Origin of the sequence: Marinobacter sp. C7, from assembly GCF_022343555.1 — a bacterium.
Classification (GTDB): Bacteria; Pseudomonadota; Gammaproteobacteria; order Pseudomonadales; family Oleiphilaceae; genus Marinobacter.
The window spans coordinates 1-533 of sequence record NZ_JAKQZH010000085.1 but is presented as its reverse complement, the minus strand read 5'-3'; the positions used below and the strand labels follow the sequence as shown (position 1 = coordinate 533).

General features: G+C 53.7%; 1 protein-coding gene. It reads right to left on the bottom strand.

The annotated features are described in order from the left end of the window. Positions 1 to 246, bottom strand: a 246-nt coding sequence (locus MD273_RS18855; protein WP_239039298.1) for a helix-turn-helix domain-containing protein, incomplete at its 3' end; no start/stop codon positions are given. Positions 247 to 533: the final 287 nt, after the last annotated feature.

Sequence of the window (533 nt, the reverse complement as noted above, 5' to 3'; positions counted from 1 at the left end):
CGTCGCAGTGGTCTCAAGAGTAGCGAAGTCACCTCCCGCTAACTGTTCTACCGTCAGACCCACTGCCTTCGCGATCTTCAGGACATTGAGCACCGAAGGGGTCGAAGTAAGCGCAACATATTTGTTGAGCGTGCCTAAGGGTATGCCCGTCTGGCGCGAAATCTCTCCAGACTTTCCGCCCGCTTGAATTACCTCTCGAACCCGCTCCCTAAACGTCATTTCCCCTGGGTCTTCTTTTTTAACCACAGGCACACCCCTCATATTCCATGTTTGGAATTGACCTAATTCCAAACATGGAATAAACATGTCTACTTAGCACCCCATTGTTGCGGGGTGCTGTTGTTCCAAACCAACCCAAAGAAAGCGGGCGTTGCAGCGCCCGCTTTCAGGCAGGAGTTCCGCATGAGTAACCCGATCACCTGGACCTGGAAGAGAATCCTCTGCGAGGTCCACGAGCGCGGCATGACCCTCGAACAGCTCGCCCTTCGCAATGGCCGCAATCCGAGTTCATTCCGCAAAGTCTCTCGCCAAAA